We start from the raw sequence: 26,131 nt of genomic DNA, 5'->3' as shown, positions 1-26,131 counted from the left end.
GTCCTGCGCCCCTCCCGGGGCGCGGGGCGTGTGCGCCTGCTTCCGGTGGTTGCGGCGAGGCCTCCACCACCGGCTAAAATCCGCTGTGCCTCCGGCACACAGAGGGTGTCAACCTTTCTTGCAATTCTTCGCCTGCGTAACATCAGTTAGAAGCACGCCGCTGGTCTACGTTATGGACGGGGCGCGGTCACGCCGCACTGTCTGGCCTACGTTATTCGGGGCTGGCCGTGCGAGCGCGCCACAAGCGCACCGTACCGTCGCCGCCGCTGGTGGCCAGGCTCAGCCCGTCGCTGGCAAAGGTGAGCGACGTCACTTCGTCCTGATGGCCGGGCAGCGTCAGCAATTCCTGTCCCGTGGTGACATTCCAGAGTTTGACGGTGCCGTCCACCCCGCCCGTCAGCAGCCGTTTGTTGTCGGGCGCAAAGGCAAGGCGTTGCAGCTTGTCGGTGCGCCCCAATGTTTTCAATGCGTGGCCCGTGGCGACTTCCCACAGTTTGATGACGCCGTCATCGCCGCCCGTCGCCAGCCAGTGGCCGTCGGGCGAGAAAGCCAGGGCTTTGACTTTGTCGGTATGCCCGTTGAAGCCGCGCAAGAGTTGTTGCGTCGCCACCTCCCAGAGCTTCACGCTGCCGTCGCGACTGGCCCCGGCCAGGGTGCGGCCATCCGGCGCAAAGGCCGCGCGCCAGGCATTCTCCACTTCACTTTTGAATTGCCCCAATTCATGCCCTGTCGCCACCTCCCAGAGCCGTAGGGTCAGGTCGTCGCCGCCTGACACCAGCAATTTCCCATCGGGTGAAAAGGCGAGGCCCTTCACGATCGAAACGTGCCCGCGCAAGGTTTGCCGCAGCTTCCCACTGGCCGTGTCCCAAAGTCTGACCAGCGTGTCCATCCCGCCGGTCGCCACCAGCTTTTGATCAGGCGAGAAAACAGCGCACAACAACTGCTTGTCCGGTTCCAGCCCGGTGAATTGCGCCACCCCCTGTCCGGTTGCCTGCCCCGGCGCCTGCTCCTTAGAAAGATTCCAGAGCTTCACCTGGCTGTCTTTGGTGACGCCTAGCGCCAGCAATTCGTGCGCGGCGGTAAAGGCCGTCGCCTGCCAGGAAACCATTGTTTCCGCTGGCAACCGTAATGCGGGCGGCGCGTGTGTGTCCCACAGTTTGACGGTGTTGTCCAAACTGCCCGTCGCCAGCCAGCGGCCATCCGGCGACCAAGCCAAGCAATAGACCGCCGAACCGTGGCCGCGCAGCGTGACGGGTTGCGGCACTTGCTTCAGCGGCATGGTCAACGGCCAGAGTTTGACCGTGCGGTCATAGCTGCCTGTCGCCAGCGTGCGGCCAGCGGGCGCAAAAGCGAAGGCTTGGATAAAGCCGGTGTGGCCGTTCCAACGCAGCAAATGCCGCCGCGTTGTGACATCCCATAGGTGAAAGGCGCTGTCTTTATCGCCCGTCAACAACTGTTTGCCGTCGGGCAGAAAGACGGCGTTTTGAATAAAGCCATCCGGCAAGACGAAGGGCGGCAGCGCGCGGCCCGTCGCGGTTTCCCACCAGCGCGCGGTTGCTGTGCCGTCGGCGGCCAACAGCCAACGGCCATCCGGCGCAAACGCGAGCCAGGTGATGTCGTGCGGCGGCGGCGGGCCTGTTTTGTTTTGCCCCGGCGTCAAACGTTCGCGGCCCGTCGCCGTGTCCCACAGCTTCACGACGCCGGTCGCATCGCCGGTCGCCAGTTGGCGGCCGTCCGGCGCAAAGGCGATGACTTTCAGCAAGTCGGTGTGTCCTTTGAAGACTTGCAGCGGCTGCCCTGTCAGCACATCCCACAAAACGACGTTGTTATCAGGGCTGTCCGTCGCCACGTGCTGTGCGCCCGGCGCAAAGACGATCAAGTCAAAACCATTGCCGGCGGGCGCGCGGAAAGAATGCAACTCGCGCCGCGTGTCGAGGTCGTAGCGTTTCACCAGATATTGATTCTCGCCGCGCGCGCCTGCCCGGCTGGCGGTGCCGATGGCCAGCGTCCGACCGTCGGGCGCAAAGGCCGTGGCGACGACTTTATCCGCTTCCTGCCAGCGCCACACTTCGCCATGCGTGAGCGCCCAGAGTTGCTGCCACTCAAAGCCGCGCAGATCGCTCTCACCCGGTTGCGGGCGCGTGCTGTTCAACAACTCTTCGATGCGGTCGGTGTTGGCGTTGGTCTCCCACTCCTGCCAGGCAAAGCGCAGTTGCGAATCGTAAAGCAATTGCCGCCGCGCTTCGGCTTCCTGCTCGGCGCGGTTGCGTTGGCCGATGGCGGTAAAGGCCAGCCAACTCACCAGCGCCAGCAACAAACCGCTCAGCAACGCCGTGCGCACGATACCGCGCCGATAGGCCGCGCGTTGCCGCCGCAATTCGGCCTGCGGCATGTTCGCCGCGATCCAGGCCGCATCGAACACGCGCGCGTAAATGCGATTGCGCACCTGCAAGCCAGCCTCCATCAATCCTGCTGGCGCCAACCCCGCCGGCGCGCCGCGCGTGACGCCCGCCAGCCGCAACGCGCTCACCAGCGGAGCGGCTTCGTCAGCGGCGACGCGGCGGCCCTTGCGCACTTTGGCATAGAGGTCGAGCAGGCTCGCCACATCGGCCTCGTGGCACAACAGGCGTTCGCGCACAAACAGCAGATTGTCATCGCGTTCCTGCGCGCGCCGCGTGAAAAACAACTCGACGCACAATTCATCCACGAATTGCGGTGTGTGGTTGGCGGCTTGCAGGTTGGCTTCGGCGACGGCCTGGCAGAGGCGTTGCGTCAGGTAAGGATGGCCGTTTGTCCAGTAATGAATGCGCGCTAGAAAGACATCGGCAATGTGCGTAGGACAATCCAAGCCTTGCGCCAGTGGGGCGGCTTCGGCGGCAGTGAAATCGTGCAATTCGATGCGGCGACCGATGTTGAAAGGCGTCATGCGCATGTCGCGGATCAAATCGGCTGGCGTCGCCACACCCAACAGGCAAAAACTCAGGCGCTCCAGTTCCGCGTCTGCGCTGCGCAGGTTGTAACATTCGCGCAACCCGGCAAAAAACTCATCGGTCGAAAACGGCAGGCTGCGCACCGCGTCAATCTCGTCAATGAAAATCACCAGCCGCGCGCTGGGATAACGCGGCAACACCACCGTGCGCAACGCCGCCAGCCAGCGTTGCAACGGGCCGAGCAGCGTTTGCGTTTGCCAGAACTCGATCAATTCGTCTTCCAGTTCGAGCCGCTGGCCGACTTGTAAGAGCAACCCGCCGTACCACTGCTCCGCCGTCAGATTCTGGCCCACGGCGGTCAGATCGAGCACCGCCACGCCACAACCCGCCGCGCGCAACCGCCGCGCCGTGCGAATCATCAGCGACGATTTGCCCATCTGGCGCGCCGTCAACACATAACAAAATTCGCCGCGCGCCAGCGCCTCGAACAATTCATGATCGGCGCGCCGCTCGACATAGGACGGCGCATCGTGGCGCAGCGTGCCGCCGACCACGTAAAAACCGGGGGCGAATTGGGGTTGCAATGTGTCCATTGGTGCAAGCCGATACTGCAAGCTGGATAGCGAACGTTACAACCGGGTGCGCGTCTCTTCTGCCAATCAAGTTTGAATCGGAGATTGGAGATTGGAGATTGGAGATTGGAGATCAGGCAAAGTCCGTCACCTATTGATTGACAGAGCTAGCCGCTGATAATTCCCAAGCATCAACGCCCAAGCACCAACGCCCAAGTACCAAAACCCGATCATCAAACCATAAATCCAATCTCCAATCTCCAATCTCCGGTCGTTCACAACAACCGCGGCTGCAAATAGCGCGCATACAATTCACAGCGAGGCCGCGCTTCCGTCGCTGCTTCGCCCGCCAGCACGCCCGCGCTGCGCAGCCGGTAAAACTCCGCGTTCGCCAGCGGGGTTTGTTCCCGCCACCAGGCGCGCAAGGCCGCGCACAGGGCCGCGTCGCGTTCGAGCGAAACCAGCAGCCGCCGCAAATGATCGCCGAACAACCCTTCATCGTGGTCGGCCTGCGCTTCGAGCGCCGTCAACGCCAGGCCATGTTGCGCCAGTTCATACAGGCCGCGCTGCGCCAGATACGGATGCCCGCCCAACAAGGCGAAGAAGCGCGCGATTTCGGCCTCATCACCGAGCGGTGCGCCGTAGCGTTCATTCAGTTCGGCGATTTGGTCGCACGTGAAATCTTCGAGCACGAGGCGCGTGCCGACGTTGAAGGGGGATTGGTTGAGGTCGCTAATGAACAGGTGCGCCTCGGTCGCGTAAGCCAGCGCCAGCGTCAAGCGCGGCCACGGCCCGTCAGGTTCGAGCGCGCGCAGGTTATGCCAGGAACGGAACAACCCGAAAATTTCGCTGGCATAAGCAAAGCTGAAAAGCCTGTCCACTTCGTCTAGCGCCCACACCAGCGGCGTGGTGAGCCGCGCCAGCACCTGCCGCCGCAAATAGCGCTCGAAGTTGCTGCTCGGACTGAGAAAGCTGTTCCAGTGTTCGTGCGGCGGCGTGTCGAGATCAAGCCGGTCGGCGATCAATTCGGCCAGCGTCAGCAACAGCTTTTCGACAGTGGCAAAGGCTTCGGCGTTGAGGTGCTGAAAATCGGTCAGCACCACCGCCGCGCCTGCCGCCCGCGCCTCTTGCAAGCCGCGCGCAAGCAGCGAAGTCTTGCCCACCTGACGCGCGCCTTTGACCAGCACGATGCTGTCGCGCCGCGCGATGGCCGTGTTGAATTCGGCATCGGTGCGGCGTGCGAGATACAACGGCGAATGCAGCGGCAGCGCCCCACCCGGCGGCGGCAATTCAGCCGTCGGCAGCCCGGGCGCGGCGGTTTGAGCAAGCGGCGGCGCAGCGTTCGGCGTTTCGCCAGCCAGCACGGTGACCGGCGCGGTGAACCGATAGCCGCGTTTCGAGACGGTTTCGATGTAGTGTTCGCCGAGGATTTTGCGCAGCGCGTTGATGCTGACGGTCAGATTGTTCTCTTCGACGGCGCTGTCGGGCCAGACGGTTTGCAGCAGTTCGTCCTTTTCGATCATCTGCCCGCCGCGCTGTGCCAGCACGGCCAGCAGATCGAACAGGCGCGGTCTGAGCTTTAGTTCCTGGCCGCCGCGCCACAACCGGCATTCAGCCAGTTCCAGGCGGTAAGGCCCGAATTCGTAAATCCGGCGCGGGCGTGTGTTCATCGAGTCACTCCCCTGGCCGGGAAAAATTTCAGCGAACTTTAGCCGGAATTTTTCCAAACCTTAAAGACTGTCAAAGCAGGCTTCGTTTATGTTGCGCAACAACAAACAACCGTACTCGATGCCGTATGGAGGGCGAAACCAAGGACGTGAGTCATTGCAGGACTCACGGCTGAACTCAACGGGGCGGCATTCTATGCCAAGCGTTGAAGCCGCGACAATACGGCATCAAATAAATTTACAGCTCAGTCACACCGGTTGCCGGACGGCAAAAAGGTGGCGGCTGAAATTTCCAGGAGCAATGACGTGAACATTGAAGTTTTTGATTACGTGGCTACGAACGCTGCGGATCAGACCACACTTCGCACTGAGACCCCCAAGCTAATTGCGGATCTCAAGAAAGCGGCAAAAGTCAGTCAGGCGCACGTCTTGGCTAGCGATTCCGGCGGCACGCTCAGGGTGCTGGTTGTCTTTCACAAGACCGATCCCAAAGCGCTGGATGCCAGACCCTGGCCCACACTCGCGGCGTTGCTGAAAAAAGACAGCGAGAAATTCCAGTTAAACGCCGCTTTAGGCGATGACGCGAAATAGACAGCGCTGAAAATTCCGTGGGGCGGCCAGCAAATTGCTTCCCCACTTCTCAAGTAAGGAGCAAAACATGCAAGAGAAATTTCTGCGGATACTGGGCTATGAAACGGCGGACGCCCCGGCGAAAAAAAAGGAGTTGCTGGGGCTAGTCGCGAAAAAATTGAAGGACTTCAACATCAAAGTTGCCGACGTAAGAACAACCACGGTTAAAGGCAACTTCAAGGTGTTCATCCTGATTCCCCAAGACACCCCGACTTTGGATCCTATTTTGAATCCCCCCTGGCCTGGCTTCGGTGCGTTCAATCCCCAAGACGGTGTTTTTGAGTTTGACACCACGCGGAGCGTTCCGGCGGCGAAGTAAACACCGCGCACACGCAGGCGCACCGCTTGTCGTCCGTTTGGGTGTGGGAATAGCCACACAGCCGCGCCGTCAATTTACATATCGGCGAAGCCTACGCCGCTTTATTCGGCGTACCAGTGAAAGTGTGTTTGGAGGATGCTATGAATCAAACCGTTTTTTCCCCGGCAGAACAAGACCTCGCGCAAGCGGCGGGCAACCAGTACGCCAATGCCCATCGGCTCGCGCTCGACGACGCGCGGCGCGGGCTGAAATACATGCTCTTGCGGTTGAGCCTGCTCGGTCTCAGCCACGAAGAGCAGCACCAATTGCGCCAACTGGCGCGGCTGGCTTGTGCCGGAGCCGAAGCCGCCGTGCTGGAAGCCGCCGAGCAAATCAAAGAACGCCCGACCGCCAGCCCGCTGGCCGTGGCGCTGGCCGACATCGTGCTGGCCGCCCCAGGGCAAAAAGAAGCGTTGCTGGGCGCCCTTTTCGGCGCTTATGCAGGTCTGGGCCGGGGCCGCAACATCACGGGCGGCATCACCGGCGCGGGCGCGGGCGCGCTCGCATGTGCGACCGAAACGCTGTTGCAACAACCGTCGGAGTTACAGCATTTCCTGGCAGCCGAATAGTCCGTCAAGGGCGTTTCGCCACACCCAGCGGGCACGGTGACAGGCCCTGCCCGCGTTCGCGAAGCTGGGCCGCAAAGATTTTTTAGCCCGCGTGTCCAGTTTTCGCCGCGTTCGACGCCTTTACCAATAGAGCCAGAAAAAACGTTGCGGTGCAGCAAGGCCACCAGCGCTGTCGTGCGTCGAAGTGCGCGCTGCGCCAACCCGTTTGCTGCGCCAGTCCAATTCAACCAGCAGTTACTTCAGAAGGAGCCAAGCCAATGAAACGCCTCTTCCCGATTGCCAGCACTATCCTCAGCGTCACGTGCGCCGCAGCCACGCTGCTTTACGGCCAAAGCGCACCGCCGCCCAGCCGCCCAGCCGCGCCGTCACCAACGGCCACGCCGCGTTCAGCCGCAGACTTTTTCAAACGCGGCGTGGTTGCTTATCAACACGGCGAGTTGGACGATGCCTTGCGCGAGTTCGACCGCGCCATCGAACTGGCGACGCGCCTCGCGCCCGCTGCGCCCGACACGGTGGCTCCCAGCAACATCGGTGTGCTGACGCCGGCAGAGGCTCCGCTGTTTTACAACCGGGGCGTCGTGCATTACGACCGCGCCGAATGGGACGCCGCGCGGCTCGATTTTGCAGCGGCGCTCCAACGCAACCCGGCCTATGTCTCGGCCCGCATCAAACTCGGCAATCTGTGTCTCAAGCGCGAGGAGTGGGACGCGGCCATCAGTCATTTCAATCAAGCCCTCAAACACGACGCGCGCGCCGTGTTGGCCTGGAACAATCGCGGCCTCGCGCGGCAGCAGCAAGGCGATGTCGAGGGCGCGCTCGCCGATTACAGCCAGGCGCTCAAGCTCGAACCGCGCTTGCCCGTCGCGTTCAACAATCGCGCGGGCATCAAACACGACCGGGGCGATTTGCGCGGCGCGCTCGCCGATTATGACCAAGCCATTGCGCTTGACGCGACACTAGCGTTCGTCTTCAACAATCGCGGCGTGACACGTAAGAAACTCGGCCAACTGCAAGGCGCGCTCGCCGATTACAACCGCGCCATCGAACTGCGGCCCACCTTCGGCCTGGCCTATTTCAATCGCAGCGCCGTTTACAAAGCCTTGGGCAAAGGCTTTGAGGCCGAAGCCGATTTCAACCGCAGTCTGACCATGAGCGACAACCCGACCGCCCAACTCGAACCGCCGCTGGAAGCGGTCAAGGCGGACAAACCCTAACTCGACGTTCCTTGCGGCCCGCCATGAAAACATTGCGTAAAAAAATCAAAGCGGCTGAGGGCACGCGCCATACGCAAATTTACCGCGCGGCAGCCACGCTGTTTTGCGCGCGCGGTTACGACGCCACGACCATGAGCGCCGTCGCCGACGCCGTCGGCGTCACCAAAGCCGCGCTGTATTACTTCTTCCCCGGCGGCAAACAGGAATTGCTCTATGCCGTGATGAGCTTCGGGCTTGATCGGCTGGAAGAGCACGTCAGCACGCCCGCGCGCGCCTGCGCCGATGCCGAAACGCGGTTGCAAAGCATCATCCGCAACCACGTTGCCCTCATCACCGCCGGGGCCTCCACAAACAGCCCTGGCAAAAGCGCTGGGCGCGGCAACCCCGTCACCATCGTCGTGGACGAAACCGGCGGTCTCAACAAAACGCAGCGCCGCCGGATTGACGAACGCAAACGCGCCTATGTTGAGCTGCTGCGCGACACGCTGTGGCAACTGAAACACGAAGGAAAGCTGCGCGCGCTGGATGAAACCGTCGCCGCCTTCAGCTTGCTCGGCACCATGCTCTGGGTCGCGCGCTGGTACGACCCCAATGGCCGCCTGAGCGCCGCCGCGCTGACCGAAGAGATTCTGAACCTCGTGCTGGGCGGGCTGCTATGCCCGTCCCAACACGAAACCACCCAACTCGCCGTGCCACGCGCCAACGGACGCGGCGGCCAGCGACGCCAACCCTTCAACGAACTTTCCCCCGCAAGGAGATCGCAACAATGAAACCCCAAGCCACTTTGTCATGCACCCGCGCCACGCTGGGCGGCCTGTTGTTGGCCGTCGCCGTATGCGCGCTCTTCCAATTCACCCCCGTGCCGGTCGCCGCCACGCAAGGCGCCACCGCGCAACCCACCGCCACGCCGCCGTCTTATTGGGTGCGCATCACGCATGTGAAACCCGGCATGGAAGGCGCGTTCAGAGACTTACAAATCAACGAAGCCTTGCCCGCGCTCAAGAAAGGCGGCGTGAAAGAACACAACGTGTGGAACACCGCCGTTTTCGGCGAAGGCTATGAATACATCTCGGTTGAACCGTCACGCGGGCTGGCGAATCTCGATGAACCCAATCCGATGACGAAGGCCCTGGGCGCGGAGGGCGCGCGCGCCTTGAATGCGAAGTGGAGCCAACTCGTCGCCGACACGCGCCGCTTCAGCGTGCAACTGCGGCCTGAGTTGTGCATCCCGCTGAAACGCGACGCGGAGCCCAAGCTGGCCGTCGTTTACCGCACGAAGATCGCGCCTTTCCGCACGCAAGAGTACGAAGACATTTTCAAAAACTTCACGCTGTCGTGGCTGCGCAAGGGCGAGTCGAATGGCTTCTTGATGAGCAAGGTTGGGCTTGGCGGCGACAACAATGAGTACTTCGGCATGTTCTTCCTGGATTCCTTCGCGGGCATTGACAAATGGGGAATATCGCTGGTCAAGGCTGGTACATCTGGTGGCAGCGGCGGCGCAGCCCCAAAGCTGGCAGGTGTTGTGCTGTCGCAGGAATCGGCGGTCTATCGTTACGTGCCGGAACTGAGCATCCGGCCCGAAGCGCAGAAGGCCGCGAAGTAAGCGCAGCCTGGGTACGCAGCGCTTCCAGCAGGCGGGCTTTCAATCGGACGAATGCATGCCGGAGGGAAACCCTGCCGGAACCAAGGCGTCCCCTTTGAAGCCCGCACGCTGGAAGCGCTGCGTACCCAGGTACACCCGGCGCGCGCCATAACCCATTCACAAGGAGATCAATCATGAAACGCATCCTGTTCATCACCCTGCTCGTCTGCGTTGCGGCACTGCCCGCGTTCGCGCAAACGTCCGCCAAACCCGCGCTGAGCAAAGACGCGCAAGCCGTGCTCAAGCGGCTTGACGAAGTCTTGACCGCGCTCGTCAAACGCGATGGCGCGCTGATCGAACGCGTCTTCACCGACGATTACTTCACGGTGTATGACGGCGGCGGGGTCGGTGACCGCGCGCGTCTGGTCAACAGTTTGAAATCGGAAACCAGCGGCTGGGACGACTGGCAGCAGGTGGAACGCCAAGCCAATGTGCACGGCGACACAGCCATCGTGCTCTGCCGTTACAAGGTCAAAGCCCATAACAGCCGGGGCAGTTACGAAGCGGATTGGCGCAGCACCAGCGTCTGGCTGAAAGAGCGCGGGCAATGGCGGCTGGCGGCTTCGCAATTCACCGCGATCAAACCAGCCGGGCCTCCCGCAACGCAGTAAAGGAAGGGTTAGGCCGGGTCGCCGCTCGCGCTCAGATAAAGGTGGCAGTTGTAATCCACCAAACCCAGGCGCACGCGGTCGAGCCAGCCGACGCGGCCCAGCACGTTGACCGGAATGTCTACGCTGGCGGCGAAATAGACCGTGGCGACGATTTCCAAGCCGAGCACCGTTAGCAGGGCTTCGTGGCCATAGGTGAGAAAGCGGCCCGTTGCCGTGCCGATCCATTGCGGCAGGCCGCGTTCGATGTCGAAGCCGAGTTGCTCGCCGAGGTCGCGCCGGAAAATGCAAAAGGTGGAACCGGGGCCCGCAACGCCACCGAGCGCGCGCCGGAACGCAGGACAACCGGCAACTCAATGCCTTCGCGGCGGGAGTCGTATTCATAAAGCGTGGCGAACGTCAGCGTGTGGCTCACAACCAGCCTCCACAGTAAGCCGGTTCTTCTGCGCGGATTTGTTCGAGGAACGGCGTTTCAATGCCGGCAGCTTTCGCTTGCGCAAAGACCGCCGCGGCATCAGGCCCGTGGCTGATGAGTTGGTCGCCGACCAGCACGACCCATTGGCCCAGGTATTCGGCGCGGTGTTCACGAATCCAGTTCAGCGCTTTGTTGAAGCGCGCGATTTGTTCTTCGACGGTCTCGCTTTGGTGCACACCATTGACAGGTTGTTCGACTGGCGGTGCAGGCGCGGCGTCCTGTTGTTCCAGCGTCTGCAACTGTTCGCGCAATTGGCGGCGCGCGGCGCGCGGCCACGTACCAATGGTTTCAAGCACTTGTTCATACGTCATCATCACATTTTCCTCCGGTTGCATGGTCTGCCGGATTGTAACTGACAACGACCCGCCGGTCACTATCGGCAAAAGGAGAAAGCATCATGAAACCCTATCGCAGCTTGTTCATCATTCTCGCGCTGCTGCTCGCGCTCGCCACGCCCGCGCTCATGCACAAAGCGTTCCCGCCAGCCGCCGCGCAAAGCCCCAACAGCTTCGCGCCGCCCGCCGACAAAACAGAGCTTTGGCAAATCCAGATTTACCGCGTGAAACCGGCGAACATGACGGAGCTCACCAGCTTCCTCAAACATGAGTTGAATCCCGCGCGCATTAAGGGCGGCACGAAACGCTTCGACTATTGGGCGACGGTCTACGGCAATACGACCGAACTCATTGCCATTAACCCAATGCCGGAGGGGTATGCCCAGATCGGACAACCTACCGCAATTAACAAAGCGTTGGGTGACGGCGCCGCCGCTTTGTTTGCTAGGGCCGCACGCTTCTATGAAGAGCGGCTGGCTTACGTCGTCCGCTACGACCCCGCGCTCAGCCACACCAGCGCGAAGTTTCAGGGCAAGCCGGACTGGGCGATTTTGAATTTCCTCGAAATCGCGCCGGGGCAGACGAAAGCCTATGAAGACTGGCGCAAAACCGAATTTATCCCGGCAGACCGCCAAGGCAGTGCGTTGGCGCGTTGGTTCACCAAGGTGCGCTTCGGCGGCGACATCACCCGCACTTACCTTGAACTGCGCCTGCTCACGTCGCCAGCGGAGATAGATCAAACCACGCCGCAGGGCGCGCAAGTGCAAGCCGCCATGGACAAACTGCCCGCAGGTACGGTCGCGCGCCAGGAGCGGCGCTTGGTGCGCTATCGCCCGGACATCAGCATCTTTGACGGCAAGCCGGTCGTGGTGGCGGCGAATTGAGCGACACCGAGAACGCGGCAACCGTAGCGCAAGTGGGCCGAGGTTGCGCCGGTGGATAGGACGAACAGTGCGGGCAACGGTGCGGCTTCAGCAGTGCGTCTGGTTCCCGGAATGGGTCGGATGACGGAGCGGCGCAACCTCGGCCCACTTGCGCTACGGCTGGCCGCGAATGTGGGAGCAATGAAAGGAAAACTAGCGATGCGAAATCTTGTCGAGGAAGCGGCCAGTCGCCGCAGGTTCTTACGCTTGCTTGCGGCGAGTCCGCTGCTGGCTTGCTCCGGCTTTTCGTTTACCCCAATGGAGAAGCTGCTGTCTGGCAACGGGAAAACCACCGCTGCGCTCGCCGCGCTTGAGGGCCTTGCGCAAGGCGAAGCTTTGCTTGCCGTGCCGGAACAAGCGCTCAACGTGATGGAGTTCGAGGCGGTCGCGCGCAAGAAACTGCCGCCCGCACACTTTGGCTATCTGGCGACTGGCGTGGACGAAGACGCCACGTTGCGCGCCAACCGCGAGGGCTTTGCCAGACTGCAAATTCGCGCCCGCCGGCTGATTGATGTGGAGAAGATTAACATGTCCGTCCGCTTGTTTGGCGTCACCTGGGACAGTCCCATCGTGTTGGCTCCGATGGGCAGCCAGAAGGCTTTCCATCCCGATGGAGAAATCGCAGTGGCGAAAGCCGCGCGTGCGAAAGGCCACTTGCAAGTGCTCTCCACCGTGACCTCCACGCCGGTCGAAGCGGTCAACGAGGCGCGCGGCGCGCCGGTCTGGTTCCAGCTTTATCCGACCGACGAATGGAACATCACACGTGCGGTGACCAAACGCGCCGAAGCGGCGGGCTGCCCGGCGCTCGTGCTGACCGTAGACACGCAGGGCGGCACCAACCGGGAAACGTTGTTGAAATTCAGGCGCATGGACTCACGCCAATGCAGCGATTGCCACATCCGGGTCACTCCCACCAGCGTGGGCACGCAAAGGCCCATGTTTGCGGGTCTGAACCGGTCACCAAGCTCTGCCTTGATTCCGCTGAATATGACCTGGGACTTCATCAAGCGGCTCCGCGACACGACCACCATGAAGCTGGTCGTCAAAGGCATCGTCACGCGCGAAGACGCTCAACTCGCGGTCGAACACGGAGTGGATGGCCTCATCGTCTCGAACCACGGCGGGCGCGGCGAAGAAAGCAATCGCTCGACGATTGAGAGCCTGCCCGAAGTGGTAGAGGGCGTGGCCGGCAGGATTCCCGTGCTGATTGATGGAGGCTTTCGCCGGGGCACGGACATTTTCAAGGCGCTGGCGCTCGGCGCGAACGGTGTTTGCATCGGCCGCCCTTACGCCTGGGGGTTGGCGGCGTTCGGGCAACCCGGCGTCGAGACGGTGCTGGAAATCTTGCGGCGTGAGTTGCTAACCATCATGCGGCAGGCTGGGGCAACTTCGGTAGACAAGATTACACGGGCGCACGTGATCAATCAGTTGCGGTGAAAGCTGTTTAGCGGGAGCGCGAAAGTGTGATGCCCTCCGCCCGTGTGTCGTAAGCGTGTCTGGCGGTGAAGTTGAGTTGATAGGCCATCACAAAAGCCCCGTCATAAAAGCCGCTGGTTCTTCATGGAGCCAAACCAGGAAAGGAACTTTGATGCCAGCGGTTCTGGCTTCATCGCAAACCTGATGGCCATCAAAGCCGTGGCTGATAAGCCGGTCACCCGCGAGCACGACCCATTGGCCCAGATATTCGGCGCGATGCGCGGCGATCCAGGCTTTGGCGCGCCGGTACTCGTCCAGTTCCTGCCGCAACCGTTCGGCTTTGGCCTGCGCGGCGCTGTCAGCTTGTGCGGCAGTGGCGTCGCACGCGGCCTGTTCTTGCAGGAAAAGCTGCAAGCGCTGGCGGTCGGCGGGCGGCAGGGTTTTCGCGCTTTCGATCACTTGCTCCAACGTTGTCATTTGGCAACCTCCGTTTGCTGAACTGGCGTTTACTGAGCTGGTTTGGTCAGCGGGCGGATTCTAACTCAATCAATCGCTAGGAGGAAAAATCATGAACCGAGTACTCCCCATCATTCTCGCCGCCTGCGCCTGCGCGTTGACGGCCTGTCAATCCACCACCGCGCCAACAACGCAAACCGTCGCGGCGCAACAAACCGCCGCGCCCAGCGCGGAGAAACATCAGTTGTACAACCTGATGATTCGTCGCCCACAACCCGGCCTGGGCGATGACTACGACAACTTCGTCCGCACTGAGGCAAACCCGCTGCGCATCAAGGGCGGCATTCAGCAAATGGATGTTTGGAACCTGACGCGGGGCGGCATGGGCGGGCGCATCTTCATGCACCCCATCGAAAAGTTTGCCGATCTGGATCACCCGGCTGGCATCAGTCGCGTGCTCGACGCGAAAGCGGCGGCGGCCTTCTGGCAAAAGCACGGGCGCATGCTGGCCAACGATGAAGCCTACACGCTGGAGCATCTGCCGGAATTGAGTTGGACCAGTCCGAATTACAAAGCGGGGATGCAGAAGGCGGCGGTACTGCGCTTCATCAAGGTCGCGCCGGGCCGCGAGCGCGAGTACGAGAATTACTTCCGCAACGTCGAAATCCCCGCGCGGCTGAAGCTCGTCGCGCAAACCACCATGCTCGGCCAGTGGCGTTACCGCGTGCGTTTCGGCGGCGACAGTTACAGCTACGTGATGCTGCGGCCCATGATGAATTTCGCCGAACTGGACGATGCGAAAGGTTTGCGCGAACTGCTCGGCGCGGAGGCGGCGCAGAAACTTTACAGCCAATTGCCACCGGGCGTGGTGGTCGCGGATGAAGCCTGTCTGCTGCGTTATCGCCCGGAACTGAGCATCGCTGAGGGCAAGCTGCTAGCGGCGAAGTGAGCTTCACTTAGGCCATACGCGGGAACGCAAGCCGCACAGTGTGCGCTCCCGCCGTCCACCAACCAACTTTCACAAAGGAGACCGACAATGAAACGAATCACGCAAGTGATCTGCGCCGCTGGCGTCGTCGCGCTGGCAAGCCTGCTGCTATCTTCATTCGCGCCACTGACCAGGCTGGCAACGGCGCAACGCGCGGAGAAGAAGCAGTTGCTCAATCTGACGATCCAACACGTCAAGCCGGAGCTATTCGCTGAATTCAGCGACTTCACCAAAAACACCACGCTGCCGCTCCAACTCAAAGGCGGACTCAAAGCCAAATACGTCTGGCGCTCGGAGCGTGGCGACCGGTTTGACTTCCTCACCTTTGTGCCGATGGAAAGCTACGCCACCATCGGCACGGTGCCCGATTCGATCCGCGCGGCGTTGGGCAACGATGCCGCCACGGCCCTTTACTATCAGACCTCGCGCAAGTTTCTGACGGGCACAGAGATTCTGACCGTCGAGGCGCAACCCGACCTGAGTTGGACAAACCCGAAACTGACTGGTCAACCGCAACTGGCGATTATGCGCTGGCAACACGCCGCGCCTGGCCGCGCCGGTGAATACGAAAGCTTCCTGAAGAGTTACATCAAGAGCGTGTCGCAAAGCGAGATGCTCGGCCAATGGCGCTTTCGGCTGCGTTTCGGCGGCGACACGACCACTTATCTGATGCTCAGACCGCTGGCGAGCACGGCTGAACTGGATGCGGGTGATCCACTCATCAACAAGCTCGGTGAAACCGAGGCGCGCAAGATTTACAACCAGCTTGCGCCGGGCGTACTCGCACGAGACGAAGCCTACCTGATCCGCTTCCGTCCCGACCTGAGCATCATTGACGGCAAGGTAGACGGCAAGGCGATCAATCCCTAACTCGATTTGCGCTGGTGCAGGGCGGGGCGATTTGCCAAATCGCCCTACCTCAGCGCCGGCGCCCGGAGGACAAACGCTATGACACAAACCAACTATGCAACCAGTGAAGCAGTCGGCACCGCAGCCGACAATGAATACTTCGCGCACCAGATCGCGTTTGCCGAGCTACCGGCCAAGGGTACCGAGGCCTCGCTCGCTCGCATCGAATTGCCCGCCGGTAATTATCTCGTCGAAGCGCGCGCCGTTTTCAGTTGCCTGCTCGTGCAAGGCTTGCCGCCAGAGGATTCCTTCGGCTTCGTCATTTGCCGGCTGACGGCGGGAACGGCGCAAGACAAGCTGAGGTTCACGTTTGCCAGAAACCAATTCGTGCCGCCGCAGCATTTTGAAAGCGTCCGCTTGGGCCTGGCGGTCAACCTGAGCGCGGGCGGCGCGGTGGAAGTATTCGGCAACGCCATCGGCCCCATTGCCAGCGTGGTGGTGGAGCCGCTCAACCTGCTGGCGCGGCGCATCGAAACACTGACCGTGATTCCACCGCCTGATCCGGGCGGCGGCGGTGGCGGCGGCGAAGGCGATCCGTAACCGCCGCAAACGCGGCGCGCGGCGCCGGAACACAAACTCATTTGCCGCCTCAGCAGACCGTTGACGCGGCGCGGCGCTCTGAACGCATCATTCACAGGAGAGCACACTATGCTTACACAACGGCTGTCAGGGTTCCTTTGGTTGGCGCTGCTCTGCGCCTGCGCGTGGTTGCCCGCCGCGCAAACGCAAACGCCATCCGCCGAACAACCGCAGTTTTTTCTGCTGGTGGTGTATCGCAATTTGCAGCCCGGTTACGCGGCCTTCATCCGGCAGGAACTCACCCCCGCGCGCCGCCGGGACGGAGTGAAAACCCTGTACGCCTGGTCTACGGCGTGGGGCGATCTGAAAGAACTCATCACGTTGCAACCGCTGGCGGAGGCGGACGCCTTAGAGCAATTCACCCAGCCGGAAAACGAGTCGGGATCGGCGGCCCTGTGGCCGCCCTTCACACGACTTTACGAAGAGCGGCTCGCTTACGTCATCGTCACGCACCCGGCATTGAGCGCGCAACCATTGCCTGTCCACGCTTGGCCGCGCCTGCTGCGTTTGCGCATCACGACGACCGCGCCCCAACGCGACGGCGCTTTCGCGCAATGGGTGCAAGGCGAATTGCTGCCGCACGCGGCGCAAAACCGGGCGGCGACGGAATGGTTCGCCAAGCTGCGTTATGGCGGCGATGTGGTGAACACTTTTCTGTCGTGGCGCATGGGCGAGCGTTTCGCCGATCTCGACGCGGCCTTTGACCGGCAGGCCACCGCGCAGTTGCAGGCGGCGGGCGTCGTGATGTGCGACACCGATTACTGGCTGCGTTACCGCCCCGATTTGAGCATCGTGGCTGGTCAGCCAGCGGCGCAGGCAAAGTGACGCGGGCGGCACCTGGAACGTTTCGTGTGTCACGCGCCAGCGTGGCCGGCAGGTAAACCTCAAAACAATAGTAAAAGGAGCAACCAATGAGCACCATCACCAATTTCTGCGTCTGGCTGGTCAGCGCACTGCACGTCGGCTTCCTGATCCTGGAGATGTTTTTCTGGGACAAGTTTCCCGGCCTACAGATTTTTGAGATGCAAGACAGACAGCAGTTCGCCACTGCTTCAAAGTCACTGGCCGCGAATCAAGGGCTGTACAACGGCTTTCTGGCGGCGGGGCTGGCTTGGGGACTGCTGAGCCACGACACCGCCATCCAGGTCTTCTTTTTGATTTGCGTCATCATCGCGGGCCTGTTCGGAGGCTTCACGAGCAATCGAAAAATACTCTTGGCGCAGGCGCTGCCTGGGGCGGTCGCGCTCGCTTTGGTCTGGCTGTCTTGAGGTTGTCACGACACGACCGCCGACTAGAAATCAGCGAGCGCGGCGTGTGGACAACCTCGTGATTCCGTGGCGCGCACAACCAGGCGCGCCAGTTTCACGCACCTTCAATTTCAATCACAACCCAACAAGGAGAAAAACCATGACACACAGAATTCACCAATGCTCGCTGCGTTCGTTTTGTCTCGCGCTGTTCGTGCTGCTCGCGCTCTGTGCGCCGAGTCTGCGGCAACGCGCGCAGGCGCAAGCGCCACCCGCCGCGCCCCAATACGCCTTGTTCGAGTATTTCAAACTCGAACCGGGCAAAGGGCCGGAGTATCGCAAGCTGGAACAGGAGGCCTATGTGCCCATCCAGCGCGAGCGCGTCAAACAGGGCATCATCAAATCGTGGTCGGTGTGGAACGTGCGCTTCCCCGGCGGCGCCGCCCGCGAATATGACCGGCTCACCATCACCACCTTCGACAAGTTCGCCGCTGTCGAAACGCCCTATCCAACGGCGATCTTCACCAAGGTCTTTCCCAACACGACCGCTGCCGAACTCCTGGCGCGTTCGCGGGGACTGATCCGACTGGTGCGCTCAGAGATGGTCACGCTGCTCGACAGCGTCGGACTCAATCCGCAACCGTTGCCGCCGGCGCCGTTTGCCGAGATCAGTTTTCACAAGGTGGAACCGGGCAAGGGCCCTGAGTACACCGCGCTGATCGGCAAATACTTGAAGCCGCTCTACGAGGAGCGTATCAAGCGCGGCACACTCAACGGCTGGCAGCGTTTCGGCGTGCGGTATCCCGGCGGGACGGAGCGGGAATACGGGCAAATCACGCTCAGTTTCATTGCCAAATTCGAGCACCTCGAAACGCAAAATCCGCCCGACCTGCTGAGCAAAGTCCTGCCGGGCGTGAACGGCGCCGATGTCATCACGCAACTCAACGCCACGCGCAAAACCGTGCGCACACAAGTGCTGACGCTGGTGGATCAGGTGCAATGAATGGCCACTTGCGAATGGCATTGAGATCGAGCGGGTGTTTGCCAGTGCGGCTTTCAGCTTTAGCTCCGTAGGAGCGGCCTGTTTATAGAAGCCGTACAGCAAAAGTCCGTTAGCTTCGTAGGAGCGGCATGTGCGCGTCTCAGATGCCGCTCCTACCGAGCTAGCGGCTGTGTTTGCGCCGCATTCTATAAACATTGCGCTCCTACGGAGCGAGGAAGATCAATTTGCGTGGCGGCTCACCGCGTGTCGCCGCACCTTCACTACTTTCAATTTCAATCACAACCCCACCAAGGAGAAAACCATGACACCCGCATTTCGCCAGCCCCCCGCGCCATTCACACGCGCCGCGCTGCTCGGCCTGCTGCTGCTCGCCGCCGTCTTCGTGCTCTTCAGCTTCACGCCGCGCCAGGCCGTGGCGACACAGAACGCGCCGTCACTGTGGCCCGGCGCGCCCGCACCCTCGCCAAGCGCGCTCAATCCGAGCCTGCTCAATGCGGATGGCACGCTGAAAAGCGCGCCGGACTTGCGCGGCAGCTTCGACGCGCGCGGCTGGCGTATGGCGACGGCAGCCAATGGCGCGCCGCGCTTTCTGGCTCCGGCCGTCACTTGCGATGAAAACTGGGACACGCAATTTTACGCGCCCGGCCCCGTCGGCCAGGTCAATGCCGTAGCCATCAGCGCGACGGGCGACGTTTATGTCGGCGGGACGTTCACACTCGTCGGCACTGTCAGCGCCAATCGCATCGCCAAATGGAACGGCAGCGTGTGGTCGGCGCTGGGCAGCGGCCTCAACAGCGACGTACTGGCATTGGCTGTCAGCGGCAATGATGTTTATGCGGGCGGCACGTTCACGACGGCGGGCGGCGCGAATATCAAAGGCGTGGCGAAATGGAACGGCAGCGCGTGGTCGGCTTTGGGCACAGGTCTGAGTTCGGCTTTCAATCCGAACGTCGGCGCCATCGCCATCAGCGGCGCCAATGTTTATGTCGGTGGCGTCTTCAGCACGGCGGGCGGCGTGACCGTGAACAACGTCGCGGTCTGGAACGGCAGCACGTGGGCGGCGCTCGGCCCGGGCCTGACCGCGCCGCCATTTGCGGGCCAGGTCTTCGCGCTGGCGCTCAACGGCACGGAGCTTTATGCGGGCGGCGATTTCACGGCGGCGGGCGGCGTGACGGTGAATCGCGTGGCGCGTTGGGACGGCAGCGCGTGGACAGCGCTGGGCACGGGCGCGAACACCACCGTCAATGCACTGGCCTGGTATGGCGGCGAGTTGGTTGCGGGCGGCGCTTTCACGACGATGGGCGGCGTCAGCGCCAATCTGCTGGCGCGCTGGAACGGGAGCACGTGGGCCACGCTTGGCAGTGGCGCGAGTGGCGCAAGCAGTTCGGTCAAAGTGCTGACGGTGCGCGGCGGCAATCTCGTGGCTGGCGGCAAGTTTGTGACGGCGGGCGGCATCACCGTGAACAACATCGCGGAGTGGAATGGCACAAGCTGGGCGGCGCTGGGCAACGGTGTGGCGGCCAGCGGGACGAACTTAACCGTGGCTGTTTATGCGCTGGCGGCCACGGGCGGCGACGTGTATGTGGGCGGCGATTTCCGCGGCGTGGGCGGGCCGAATGTGAGCAACCTGGCGCGTTGGAATGGCGCGGCGTGGGCGGCGCTGGGCGGCGGCGGCAAGGCGATCTTCACTTCCTACGGCAGCAGCAATATTCCGCCCTACATCACGGCGGTCACAGTGCAGGGCAACAATGTTTATGTCGGCGGCCAATTCGCCGTGGCGGGCGGCGTGACCGCCAACAACATCGTCAAATGGGATGGCACGCAATGGTCGGCGCTCGGCAACGGCCTCGCGGGCGGCGCTGGCTCTGAGGTTCGCTCCATTGCAGTGAGCGCCAACGGCGACGTTTATGCGGGCGGGAATTTCACCATCACCGTCGGCGGCGTGGCGACCAGAGGCATCGCGAAATGGAATGGGACAAGTTGGGTGGCGCTGTCGGGCGGTCTCAGCAGCGGCGGCGGCACCGTGAATGCCATCGCCATCATCGGCAATGACGTTTATGCCGGCGGCAGTTTCACCACGGCTTGCAGCAATGCCGCCTGCACTACCTTCTTTCCGGCCAGCGGCATTGCCAAATGGGACGGCAGCGCCTGGTCGGCGCTGGGCAGCGGCATCGGCGGCAGCATTAGCTTTGTGTTTGCGCTGGCGGTGAGCGGGAACAACCTCTATCTGGGCGGGCGTTACGACACGGCGGGCGGCGTCACCGCCAACGGCATCGCCAAATGGAATGGCAGCGCGTGGTCGGCGCTGGGCAGTGGCATCGGCCCCAGTTTGCAGTCCAACACTGTGCGCGCGCTGGCCGTGCGCGGCAACGAGCTTTACGTGGGTGGCCTCTTCACCAGCGCGGGCGGCGTGCCAGCCGACAGCATCGCCAAATGGAACGAGAGCACTTCAACATGGTCGGCCTTGGGCAGCGGCATCCCCAGCCACAATGTCAATGCGCTGGCCGTGAGCGGGAATTCAATTTACGCAACCGGCGATTTCGTCAATGCCGGCGGCTTGACCGGCGTCAACGAACTGGCGCGCTGGGATGCCGTCAACAATACCTGGTCAGCCGTGGGCAGCGGACTGGGCGGCGGTTTCAATTCAAGCGCGTTCGGCACGGCGCTGGCGGCGGCGGGCGGGCAGTTTTATCTCGGCGGCAACTTCACCACGGCGGGCGGCCAACAGGCGCAGTTCTTTGCGCACTACAGCGAAGGCACGGCGGTCATCGCTACGCCACCGGCCAATCAAACGGTCTGTCCGGGCCAACCCGCGACATTCACCGCCGCCGTCAGCGGCGGCAACGGCACGCTCAGCTATCAATGGCGCAAGAACGGCGCGAATATCGCGGGCGCGACCAGCAGCAGTTACACCACATCGGCCGTGACTCTCGGCGACAACGGCGCGCTCTTTGATCTCGTCGCGGTCAACGCCTGCGGCGCAAGCGTCGTTTCAACAGCGGCCACGTTGACGGTCAACAATCCGCCGACGATCACCGCGCAACCCGTTGCCGCCACAGTCTGCGCCGGCGACACGGCCAGCTTCAGCGTCAGCGCGACCGGCGCGACCGGCTATCAATGGCGCAAGAACGGCGCGCCCCTCAGCGGCGCAAACGCCGCCACGCTCATCATCAACAACGCGCAACCGGGCGACGCGGGCGCTTACGCGGTGGATGCCGTCAACGCCTGTGGCACGATCACATCGAACGCCGCAACCTTGATCGTCAACACTGCACCGGTCATCAGCGCGCAACCCGCCAGCCAAACGCTGTGCGCGGGCGGCACGGCCACGTTCAGCGTCACGGCCCTCGGCGCGACCGGCTATCAGTGGAAGAAAGACGGCAGCTCCATTACTGGCGCGACCGCCGCGACGCTGACCATCAGCAATGCGCAGGCGGCTGACGCGGGCGCTTACACGGTGGATGTCAGCAACGGCTGCGGCACAACGGCTTCCGGCGCGGCGGCGCTCAGCGTCAATGCCGTGACGGCCATCACCGCGCAACCCGCCGGTCAAACCGTCTGCAACGGCGCCGCGGCGAGCTTGGCCGTGAGCGCGACCGGCACGAACCTGAGCTATCAATGGCGCAAGGACGGCGTGGACATCAGCGGCGCGACGGGCAGCAGCTTCACGATTGCCACAGCCACTGCGGCGGATGCCGCCAATTACGATGTCGTCGTGACTGGCGCGTGCGGCAGCCTGACCTCGGCGGTTGCCACGTTGACAGTCAACGCGGCAACCGCCATCGCCATGCAACCAACGAGTCAAACCGTCTGCGCGGGCACAGCCGCAACCTTCAGCGTAGCGGCCAGCGGCACAGCCTTGACGTATCAGTGGCGCAAAGATGGCGTGAATATCGGCGGCGCAAACGGCAACAGCTACACGGCGACGGATGCTGGCAGCTACGATGTCATCGTGAGCGGCGCGTGCGGCACGGTGAATTCGAGCGCGGCGGCCTTGACCGTCAACGCGCTGACAGTCATCAACACACAGCCCGCCAGTCAAACAGTGTGTGCGGGTACGTCCGCCACCTTCAGCGTTGCGGCAACGGGCGCGAGCCTGACCTATCAGTGGCGCAAGGACGGCGCGAACATTGGCGGCGCGAATGGCAGCAGTTACAACGCCACCGATGCCGCCAACTACGATGTCGTGGTGAGCGGCGCGTGCGGTACAGCGACTTCCAGCGCGGCCACGCTGACCGTCAATGCAACAACGGCCATCAACATACAGCCCGCCAGTCAACCCGTCTGCGCGGGCGCGTCCGCGACGTTCAGCGTGGGGGCGATTGGCACGAACCTGAGCTATCAATGGCGCAGGGACGGCGCAAGCATCGGCGGCGCAAACGGCAACAGCTTCACCATTGCCGCAGCCGCTGCGGCGGATGCGGCGAGCTACGATGTCGTCGTCAGCGGCGCGTGCGGCGCGCTGACTTCATCCCCGGCCACATTGACGATCAACGCCACGACGGCCATCAACACACAGCCCGCCAATCAGGCGTCGTGTCCGGGCGGTGCGGTCACGTTCGCGGTCAACGCGACCGGCACGAACCTGAGCTATCAGTGGCGCAAGGGCGGCGCGAGCATCGGCGGTGCGAACGGCAGCAGTTACACAATTGCCGCCGTGATGGCGGGCGATGCCGCGAGCTATGACGTCATTGTCAGCGGCGCGTGCGGCAGCGTCACTTCCTCTCCGGCCAGCCTGACGCTTAGCGAGGCTACGGCCATCAACACGCAACCGGCCAATCAAACGGCCTGCCCCGGCGGTGCGGCGACCTTCGGCGTCGCGGCCAGCGGCGCGGGCGCGGTCAGCTATCAATGGCGCAAAGGCGGCGTCAGCATCGGCGGCGCAAACGCCGCCAGCCTGACCATCAACCCTGTCAGCGCAGCCGACGCGGGCAATTACGAGGTGGTCGTGAACAGCACCTGCGGCAGCGTGACTTCGAGCGCCGCAACATTGACCGTCAACACGACGACGGCCATCACGACGCAGCCCGTCAATCAAACCGCGTGTACCGGCGCGTCAGCAACCTTCAACGTCGCCGCCACGGGCACAAGCTTGACCTATCAATGGCGCAAGGGCGGCGTGAATATCAGCGGCGCAAACGGCGGCAGTTACTCGATTGCCGCAATCACGGTGGCGGAAGCCGCGAGCTACGATGTGCTAGTCACGGGCGCGTGCGGCAGTGTGACTTCAACGGCGGCATCGTTGACGGTCAATGCGGTAACGGCCATCACGACGCAGCCAACCAATCAAACGGCGTGCGCGGGTTCCGCCGCGACGTTCAGCGTAACCGCGACGGGCACGGGCTTGTCGTATCAATGGCGCAAGGGCGGCGTGAACATCAGCGGCGCGACGGGCAGCAGCTATTCGATTGCAGCGGCCACCGCAGCCGATGCCGCCAATTACGATGTCGTCGTGAGCGGCGCGTGCGGCAGCGCGACCTCGACGGTTGCCGCGTTGACAGTCAATCCGGCAACGGCGATCACCACGCAACCCGCCAGTCTGACCAGGACTGTGGGCCAGAGCGCGAGCTTCACGGTCACGGCCACGGGCGCAAGTCTGACTTACCAATGGCGCAAGAACGGCAACAACATCAGCGGCGCCACGGCCAGCAGTTATACCATCGCTGCGGTCACGAACGGCGACGCGGGCAATTACGACGTGATGGTCGGCGGCGCGTGCGGCAGCGTCACGTCCGGCGTCGCCGTGCTGACCGTCGGCGGCGGCGCGTGCGCCGCGCCGGTCGTGAGCCTGAGCGCGCCCGCCAGCGAAGCGGTCTATGCGGTGGGCGCGGCGGTCAGCTTCAGCGGCGCGTTCACGGATAGCGGCGGCGCGCCGCATACCGCGACCTGGAGCTTCGGCGCGCTGACGCGGCCCGGCGTGGTGAATGAGGGCGCGGGCACGGTGAGCGCCAGTTATACCTTCACCCAGCCGGGCGTTTATCCGGTGCTGCTGACGGTGGGCAACCAATGCGGCCAGCAAGGCACGGCCACTACCATCGGCGGGTTGATGGCGCAAGTCGTGATTTACGACCCCTGCGCCGGCTTTGTCACCGGCGGCGGCTGGATCAATTCACCGGCGGGCGCTTATACGTCGAACCCGGCTTTGATCGGCAAAGCCGAATTCAGTTTCTCGGCCAAGTACAAAAAGAGGCGCGCCCTTCCAGAGGGGGCGACCGAATTCAGCTTCGGCGCGGCCAATTTCAAATTCAAGAGCATAAGCTACGCATGGCTGGTGGTCGCGGGCGCACGGGCGCAATACCGCGGCACAGGCAAGGTCAACAACGCCGGTGACTATCGTTTCCTGCTGACTGTCATTGACGGGCAACAGCCCGGTGGCGGCGGGCAAGACAAGCTCCGCCTCAAGGTTTGGAATCAGCCGAGTGGCGCGCTGGTTTATGACACGCAACTCAATGCGCCCGACAACGCCCCCCCCGCGACTGTGTTGGGCGGCGGCAGCATCGTCATCCACCAGGGCGACGACGACAGTTGCGAGATGGAGCAAGACGCCCGCAACGACTTCGACGGCGATGGCCGCAGCGACCTCTTCACCTGGAACGACAAGAACGGACGCTGGCTGATCGCGCGCAGCAGCGACGGCGCGACGCAAGCCATTGATTTCGGCGCGCCGGGCGACGTGCCCGTGCCGGGCGATTACGACGGCGACGGCCAATGCGATGTGGCCGTCTTTCGCCCCGCCAACGGCACGTGGTACGCGCGGCTCAGCGCGAGCGGGCAGTCTCTGGTCAAGGCCTGGGGGATGGCTTCCGACGTGCCCGTGCCCGGCGATTACGACGGCGACGGGCGAACCGATCTGGCCGTCTGGCGCGGCGGCGAAGGCCGCTGGTACATCGCGCGCAGCGCCGACGGCGCGTATGAGATCGAAGCCTGGGGCGCGGCTGCCGCGCCTTATCTGGACGTGCCCGTGCCCGGCGATTACGACGGTGATGGCCGCACCGACCTGGCTGTCTTCCGGCGCGGCAGCGGGGAATGGTTCGTCAAGCTGAGCCGCACGGGCACGCCGCTGGTGAAAGCCTGGGGCCTGGGCAGCGACACGCCGGTGGCCGCCGATTACGACGGCGATGGCAAGACTGACATCGCCGTCTGGCGCGGGTCGGAGGGCAACTGGTACATCCGGCGCTCAGCGGATGGCGCGGCGCAAATCGTGCCCTGGGGCGCGGGCTATGCGCCGTATTGGGATGTGCCGGTCACGGGCGATTACGACGGCGATGGGCAAGCCGACCTCACCGTCTGGCGTTTGCGCGAGAGCCGCTGGTACGTCCGCTATTCAACCGATCAAAGCATTCACGTGCAGGCGCAAGGGCAACCGGGCGAGGCCCCACTGCCGGCCCCGCGCCAATGAGCCAGGCGCGCTGGCTGAGCTGGGACGAATCTAGCGTTAGATCGGGTTGCAGATCAGTGTACGGGAAAAAGCGCGCTCCGGGGCAGTACCGCGCGCGTGAGCAAGCGGAGACTCAAGGTAGACCGTATTGCGCCAGCGTTGACGTCCCGCTTGCTCACGCGCGCGGTACTGTCTTAGCCGCGCTGCCCGTACATTCAATTGCAAACTGGTC

Annotated in this window: 22 protein-coding genes; 16 read left to right on the top strand and 6 right to left on the bottom strand. The window is 62.9% G+C overall.

What is annotated here, in order from left to right; genetic code table 11:
* Positions 1-211: 211 nt before the first annotated feature.
* A complete protein-coding gene (locus HY011_09145) occupies positions 212-3,523 on the bottom strand; it encodes an AAA-like domain-containing protein (protein ID MBI3423092.1) in 3,312 nt (1,103 codons plus the stop codon).
* A 254-nt stretch (positions 3,524-3,777) separates the two neighbouring features.
* Positions 3,778-5,172: a helix-turn-helix transcriptional regulator gene (locus tag HY011_09140; protein MBI3423091.1), complete on the bottom strand. Its 1,395-nt coding sequence runs from the start codon at positions 5,170-5,172 to the stop codon at positions 3,778-3,780.
* A 303-nt stretch (positions 5,173-5,475) separates the two neighbouring features.
* On the opposite strand from HY011_09140, the gene HY011_09135 reads away from it, so the two are divergent.
* The 7 genes from HY011_09135 (at position 5,476) to HY011_09105 (ending at position 10,193) form a co-directional block, all read left to right on the top strand.
* Entirely contained in the window at positions 5,476-5,760 is a 285-nt protein-coding gene (locus HY011_09135; protein MBI3423090.1) for a hypothetical protein, read from the top strand.
* Positions 5,761-5,827: 67 nt separating this feature from the next.
* A complete protein-coding gene (locus HY011_09130; GenBank protein ID MBI3423089.1) occupies positions 5,828-6,118 on the top strand; it encodes a hypothetical protein in 291 nt (96 codons plus the stop codon).
* Between the two features lie 140 nt (positions 6,119-6,258).
* Complete coding sequence (locus tag HY011_09125; protein MBI3423088.1) at positions 6,259-6,726, top strand: hypothetical protein; 468 nt, start codon at positions 6,259-6,261, stop codon at positions 6,724-6,726.
* A gap of 257 nt (positions 6,727-6,983) precedes the next feature.
* Positions 6,984-7,940: a tetratricopeptide repeat protein gene (locus HY011_09120; GenBank protein MBI3423087.1), complete on the top strand. Its 957-nt coding sequence runs from the start codon at positions 6,984-6,986 to the stop codon at positions 7,938-7,940.
* Positions 7,941-7,963: 23 nt separating this feature from the next.
* Positions 7,964-8,710: a TetR/AcrR family transcriptional regulator gene (locus HY011_09115; GenBank protein ID MBI3423086.1), complete on the top strand. Its 747-nt coding sequence runs from the start codon at positions 7,964-7,966 to the stop codon at positions 8,708-8,710.
* On the top strand, positions 8,707-9,543 hold the full coding sequence (locus HY011_09110; GenBank protein ID MBI3423085.1) for a hypothetical protein: 837 nt from the start codon (positions 8,707-8,709) through the stop codon (positions 9,541-9,543). The genes HY011_09115 and HY011_09110 overlap by 4 nt, the downstream gene beginning before the upstream one ends.
* A gap of 173 nt (positions 9,544-9,716) precedes the next feature.
* Positions 9,717-10,193 (top strand): nuclear transport factor 2 family protein, encoded by a 477-nt coding sequence (locus HY011_09105; protein ID MBI3423084.1) that lies wholly within the window; start codon positions 9,717-9,719, stop codon positions 10,191-10,193.
* Between the two features lie 8 nt (positions 10,194-10,201).
* On the opposite strand, the gene HY011_09100 is transcribed toward HY011_09105, so the two are convergent.
* From HY011_09100 to HY011_09090, 3 genes are read right to left on the bottom strand one after another with little or no spacing between them, the layout of a single operon-like run.
* The gene (locus tag HY011_09100; protein MBI3423083.1) at positions 10,202-10,351 is read right to left on the bottom strand and encodes a hypothetical protein; all 150 of its coding nucleotides are present in this window, start codon (positions 10,349-10,351) and stop codon (positions 10,202-10,204) included.
* Between the two features lie 11 nt (positions 10,352-10,362).
* Entirely contained in the window at positions 10,363-10,605 is a 243-nt protein-coding gene (locus HY011_09095; protein ID MBI3423082.1) for a hypothetical protein, read from the bottom strand.
* Complete coding sequence (locus HY011_09090) at positions 10,602-10,979, bottom strand: hypothetical protein (GenBank protein ID MBI3423081.1); 378 nt, start codon at positions 10,977-10,979, stop codon at positions 10,602-10,604. The genes HY011_09095 and HY011_09090 overlap by 4 nt, the downstream gene beginning before the upstream one ends.
* An 83-nt stretch (positions 10,980-11,062) precedes the next feature.
* On the opposite strand from HY011_09090, the gene HY011_09085 reads away from it, so the two are divergent.
* Together HY011_09085 and HY011_09080 are read left to right on the top strand one after the other, a co-directional pair.
* Positions 11,063-11,884: a hypothetical protein gene (locus HY011_09085; GenBank protein MBI3423080.1), complete on the top strand. Its 822-nt coding sequence runs from the start codon at positions 11,063-11,065 to the stop codon at positions 11,882-11,884.
* A gap of 198 nt (positions 11,885-12,082) precedes the next feature.
* Positions 12,083-13,360 carry an alpha-hydroxy-acid oxidizing protein gene (locus tag HY011_09080; protein MBI3423079.1) on the top strand — a complete coding sequence of 426 codons (1,278 nt, stop codon included), beginning with the start codon at positions 12,083-12,085 and terminating at the stop codon, positions 13,358-13,360.
* An 87-nt stretch (positions 13,361-13,447) separates the two neighbouring features.
* On the opposite strand, the gene HY011_09075 is transcribed toward HY011_09080, so the two are convergent.
* Positions 13,448-13,816 carry a hypothetical protein gene (locus HY011_09075; GenBank protein MBI3423078.1) on the bottom strand — a complete coding sequence of 123 codons (369 nt, stop codon included), beginning with the start codon at positions 13,814-13,816 and terminating at the stop codon, positions 13,448-13,450.
* 91 nt (positions 13,817-13,907) lie between these two features.
* Between HY011_09075 and HY011_09070 the strand changes: the two genes are divergently transcribed.
* The 7 genes from HY011_09070 to HY011_09040 all read left to right on the top strand — a co-directional run bounded on the left by HY011_09070 (position 13,908) and on the right by HY011_09040 (position 25,920).
* A complete protein-coding gene (locus HY011_09070) occupies positions 13,908-14,744 on the top strand; it encodes a hypothetical protein (protein ID MBI3423077.1) in 837 nt (278 codons plus the stop codon).
* An 87-nt stretch (positions 14,745-14,831) separates the two neighbouring features.
* Positions 14,832-15,653, top strand: coding sequence for a hypothetical protein (locus HY011_09065; GenBank protein MBI3423076.1), 822 nt, complete (start codon positions 14,832-14,834; stop codon positions 15,651-15,653).
* A gap of 78 nt (positions 15,654-15,731) precedes the next feature.
* The gene (locus HY011_09060; GenBank protein ID MBI3423075.1) at positions 15,732-16,232 is read left to right on the top strand and encodes a hypothetical protein; all 501 of its coding nucleotides are present in this window, start codon (positions 15,732-15,734) and stop codon (positions 16,230-16,232) included.
* Positions 16,233-16,340: 108 nt separating this feature from the next.
* Positions 16,341-17,096, top strand: coding sequence for a hypothetical protein (locus tag HY011_09055; GenBank protein MBI3423074.1), 756 nt, complete (start codon positions 16,341-16,343; stop codon positions 17,094-17,096).
* A gap of 86 nt (positions 17,097-17,182) precedes the next feature.
* Positions 17,183-17,539 (top strand): DUF1304 domain-containing protein, encoded by a 357-nt coding sequence (locus HY011_09050; protein MBI3423073.1) that lies wholly within the window; start codon positions 17,183-17,185, stop codon positions 17,537-17,539.
* Between the two features lie 139 nt (positions 17,540-17,678).
* Complete coding sequence (locus tag HY011_09045; protein MBI3423072.1) at positions 17,679-18,521, top strand: hypothetical protein; 843 nt, start codon at positions 17,679-17,681, stop codon at positions 18,519-18,521.
* 301 nt (positions 18,522-18,822) lie between these two features.
* A complete protein-coding gene (locus HY011_09040; protein ID MBI3423071.1) occupies positions 18,823-25,920 on the top strand; it encodes a VCBS repeat-containing protein in 7,098 nt (2,365 codons plus the stop codon).
* Positions 25,921-26,131 lie beyond the last annotated feature (211 nt).

The organism is Acidobacteriota bacterium, from assembly GCA_016196035.1.
Taxonomy (GTDB): domain Bacteria; phylum Acidobacteriota; class Blastocatellia; order RBC074; family RBC074; genus JACPYM01.
Note: the sequence above shows the minus strand (reverse complement) of the source record. Positions and strands in the feature narration are given on the sequence as shown.